This is a genomic window from Intestinibacter sp., assembly GCF_051866655.1.
GTDB lineage: Bacteria > Bacillota > Clostridia > Peptostreptococcales > Peptostreptococcaceae > Intestinibacter.
This window is the reverse complement of the sequence record NZ_JBJDXL010000250.1, coordinates 1-4301: the sequence shown is the minus strand read 5'-3', so window position 1 is coordinate 4301 and position 4301 is coordinate 1. Positions and strand designations below refer to the sequence as shown.

Genomic DNA, 4301 nt, shown 5'->3' with positions numbered 1-4301 from the left:
GGATTTAAAAATTCTGATTATCCTAAAATTGAAATTGTGAGAAAAGGTAATTCTACAGAAACTGTATGTAAAGAAGATACTTTAATCGCTATAGCAACGGATATAGAAGGTTTAGAAGGGAAAAATGTCATAGATTTAAATGATATAGATTTAATCTTAAAAAATATATTAGATTACATTGATAATTGTGATAAAAAATAAAAGATTTTACTTATAAAATATTAAATTAGTATCGAAAAATAGATTTTTAGTCTATTTTTCGATATATCTTAAGAAAAAATTTTGATGATATTTGTGGATGCGTTTATTATTCTTCATTGACAATTATTCTTTCTGGGTTAGTATAAACCTTCATTTTTTTGCCTCTTACAAATCCTGCAAGAGTTATATTTAATTTATTACAAAGCTCAATAGCTAAATTTGTAGGCGCAGATTTAGCTATTATTATAGGTATTTGAGCTTTAGCGACCTTTGATGCCATGTTAAATGATATTCTCGAACTCATAAAAAGAATTTTATCACTTAATGGGATATTGTTTTTTATACAGTAACCAATTGCCTTGTCTAATGCATTATGTCTAGCTACATCTTCGCGAATTATTATAGATTTATTGTTTTTAATATCGTAGATAGCTGCACAATGTACTCCGCCTGTTTCTTGGAATAATTTAGATGAATTTAAATGATGGCTCATAAATTCGTATGTTGTTTTTAAGTCTATATTTATAGTATTATTTGTAATACAATTTGATGTAATGTAGCTTATATCATTTATAAATATTTTTTCATCGGAAGAATCATTTTCATTAATAGTAGCTTTTGCAATACGAGCATTTTCATCAATATCTAGCTTTAAAACATCGTTTCTATTTTTTATTTTCCCTTCAAAAAATAGATTTCCGATAACTAAATCATCTAAATTGTATGGATGACAGAAATATGTATTATAAATTTTGTCGTTTAATATTAAGGTTAGTGGATATTCAGCAATAATATTTTCTTCAATAGATGTTTTTTCAAAAATTTCATACTTTATTACAGGAAGTTTAAAAGATTCTTTATATTCGTAACTTACTAATTTATTAATATTTGGATCGTTCTCAAGGTTTTTCATAAAAAAATTACCTCCTAAAAAATAATGCTTATTTAATCAAATTATATACCAAAATATGTAAAAAATAAATCGATATGAATTTGAAAGAGTATTTATAAGTTTGTTATAAAAAAAACAAAAAATTATGATTTTATAAGTTGTAAAATATATTTAGTAAATAGATATAAAAAAGTGTATATACAAAAATAATATATTTATGAAGATTTAAGTCGAATTAATAAAATTAATGAATTTCAATAAAAAGAATCAAATTTTTATATTTATAATTAAGATAAATCATTAGAATTTCAAAGAAAATAATAATTTTACTATATGACAAATATACCTCTTTTAAGTTAAAAAAAACTATAACATGACAAAATATTAAAATGTTAATATTAAAAAATAAAATATATTATATATATAATTATACTTAGAAAATCTTTGTTAATAAATTATAAATATACTGTATACATTAGCAAATTTATGCCTTATATTAAATAAATAGTGCTATAATTATATGTATAGAAATCATAAATAAAAGGGGTGTATTTTTTATGGATAAGAAATTTTTAGCACCTAAAGAAATAGCCAATGCTATGGTAAATGTAGGTGTAGGGAAAGCTAATCTCCCAGTACTTAATATGTTTTTATTAGGAATTTTAGCAGGTGCATTCATAGGATTTGGAGCACTTGGAAACACTATTGCAAGTCAAACATTTGCAGGAATTGATCCAGGGGTTGCAAAACTTATAGGAGCAGCAGTGTTCCCAGTTGGACTTATGTTAGTTGTTGTATGTGGAGCTGAATTATTTACAGGAAACAACTTAATGACATTAGCATTAATGAGCAACAAGATTACAACTTCACAATTACTTAAAAACTGGTGTGTTGTATGGCTTGGAAACTTAGTAGGTTCTGTTGCTTTAGCACTTATCGTATATTATGGTGGTATCTGTGGAGGAGATGCAGCTACTAAAGCTATAGGAATAGCTGAAGCTAAAGCTGGATTAACTGTAGGAGTTATGATACTTAGAGGTATATTATGTAATATACTAGTTGTTTTAGCTGTATGGTTAGCAACAAGTGCACAAGATGTAATTTCTAAAATCTTTGCATGTTGGTTCCCAATAATGTTATTCGTATTATCTGGATTTGAACATAGTGTTGCAAATATGTACTTTATACCAGTAGGAATGTTATTAGGTGCAAACGTAACAGTAGCACAATGTGCAACTAACCTAATTTGTGTTACAATAGGTAACTTAATAGGTGGAGCATTAATAATACCAGTAATATACTACGTTGTATACTTAGCAGCAGATAAAAAGGCTTCTAATGTATAAAAAATATGTAATTAAATAGATCATAATTTTATAAAAAAATACTATCGGTAGCTTATATTATCGATAGTATTTTTTTGTGCAATTATTAAAGCTTTAAATAAAATAAATAAACAGATATAACTATTTATTAAATAAATTAAATTAACCTTAAATAAATCTTCAATATATGATAAAATCATTTATAGCTATAATTATGTGTTTTTTTATTAATTGATACTTTTTTATAGCTATGACATATATTAATTTATATAGAAAGAAATTTATATAATAGAATAGATTTTGAGAAAGATAGATAAAAATTAAGTTAAATGTAATAGAGAAAGGAGTATGTCAAAATTTAAATATTTATGATTATTATAATGCATAAATTTTGGCAATTAATATTAAAAATATGAATAAAGAATTAGTTTATAATGATTTATTAAAAATAGTTGATAAAGAAGATATAAAAATAGATGAACCTATGAAAAAGCATATATCATTTAGAGTAGGTGGTCCAGCAGATATTTTAGTTAGACCGAGAACAGAAGAGCAATTGAGTGGTATATTGAAATATATAAATGAAAATAATTTACCATATTTAATTATAGGAAATGGATCAAATTTATTAATAAAAGATGGCGGAATAAGAGGAGTAGTAATAGAATTTGGAGATAATTTCAATAAATTTGAAATAGAAGGAAACACAATAAAGGCACAAGCTGGAGCTTTATTAGCTGCAATAGGAAAAGCTGCTCTTAGAGAGAGCTTAACTGGTTTTGAATGCATATCAGGTATACCAGGCTCTCTTGGTGGTGCATTAGCTATGAATGCTGGTGCTTATGGAGGGGAAATAAAATCAGTCGTAAAATCAGTAAGAGCGATGAATCCTCAAGGAGAAATATTTGAATTTACAAATGAACAAATGAAATTTGAATACAGAAGAAGCATGCTTACTAATTCTGATTATATAGTTTTATCAGCAGAGCTTGAGCTTAAAAAAGGAAATTACGACGAAATAAAAGAATTTATGGCTGATTTAACTAATAGAAGAGTCAGCAAACAACCATTAAATTTACCAAGTGCAGGAAGTACATTCAAAAGACCAGAAGGATATTTTGCAGGTAAATTAATAGATGATTGTGGATTAAGAGGATTGACTTTAAGAGGCGCTCAGGTTTCTGAAAAGCATTGTGGATTTGTTGTGAATATAGGTGACGCAACAGCTAAGGACATACTAGATTTAATTTATGTTGTAAAAAGTACAGTTTTAAATAAATTTGGCATAATGCTAGAAGAAGAAGTTAAAATACTTGGAGAGGATTAATATATGAAGATATTAGCAGATTACCACACCCATACTGTATATAGTCATGGGAAGGGAACTATCGAAGAAAACGTAAAGGTTGCGATATCTAAAGGAATAAAGACTCTAGGCATATCAGATCATGGATATAAAAATGTTGCCTATGGAGTAAAAATAGACAATTTTAAACGAATGAGAGAAGAAATCGATATGTTAAATGAAAAATACAACGATCAAATTAAAATTCTCTTAGGCGTTGAATGTAATATATTAGATAATAAGGGCAATATCGATTTACATGATAAATTCAATAAATATCTAGATTATGTAATGGCAGGATACCATTTTGGATCAATTCCGACATCTTTAAAAGGAATGGTCAATATGTGTCAAAATTATTTCTTTAAAAGTGAAAAGGCGAAGGAATACAACACCGAGGCAATTATAAATACTATGAAAAATAACGATATATTTGTCATTACACATCCTGGAGATAAGGGAGATATTTATGTACAAGAGGTGGCTAAGGTAGCAGAGGATACTGATACTAGATTAGAGATAAACAGTAGCCATAGTT

At 26.6% G+C, this 4301-nt stretch carries 5 protein-coding genes; 4 read left to right on the top strand and 1 reads right to left on the bottom strand.

The annotated features are described in order from the left end of the window. Positions 1–201, top strand: a 201-nt coding sequence (locus ACI3VO_RS07445) for a molybdopterin-guanine dinucleotide biosynthesis protein B (RefSeq protein ID WP_439757300.1), incomplete at its 5' end; no start/stop codon positions are given. 106 nt (positions 202–307) lie between these two features. On the opposite strand, the gene fdhD is transcribed toward ACI3VO_RS07445, so the two are convergent. Further along, complete coding sequence (gene fdhD, locus ACI3VO_RS07440; protein ID WP_439757299.1) at positions 308–1114, bottom strand: formate dehydrogenase accessory sulfurtransferase FdhD; 807 nt, start codon at positions 1112–1114, stop codon at positions 308–310. 536 nt (positions 1115–1650) lie between these two features. On the opposite strand from fdhD, the gene ACI3VO_RS07435 reads away from it, so the two are divergent. The 3 genes from ACI3VO_RS07435 to ACI3VO_RS07425 form a co-directional block, all read left to right on the top strand. Continuing rightward, entirely contained in the window at positions 1651–2439 is a 789-nt protein-coding gene (locus ACI3VO_RS07435) for a formate/nitrite transporter family protein (protein ID WP_439757298.1), read from the top strand. A gap of 391 nt (positions 2440–2830) precedes the next feature. Next, complete coding sequence (gene murB / locus ACI3VO_RS07430) at positions 2831–3745, top strand: UDP-N-acetylmuramate dehydrogenase (RefSeq protein WP_439757297.1); 915 nt, start codon at positions 2831–2833, stop codon at positions 3743–3745. A gap of 3 nt (positions 3746–3748) precedes the next feature. Beyond that, a partial coding sequence (locus tag ACI3VO_RS07425) for a PHP domain-containing protein (protein WP_439757296.1) occupies positions 3749–4301 on the top strand: 553 nt, incomplete at its 3' end.

What these genes read in the sequence shown, in the direction of transcription:
- fdhD (WP_439757299.1), bottom strand. Translation starts at nt 1,114, where the DNA reads ATGAAAAACCTTGAGAACGATCCAAATATTAATAAATTAGTAAGTTAC.
- ACI3VO_RS07435 (WP_439757298.1), top strand. Translation starts at nt 1,651, where the DNA reads ATGGATAAGAAATTTTTAGCACCTAAAGAAATAGCCAATGCTATGGTA.
- murB (WP_439757297.1), top strand. Translation starts at nt 2,831, where the DNA reads ATGAATAAAGAATTAGTTTATAATGATTTATTAAAAATAGTTGATAAA.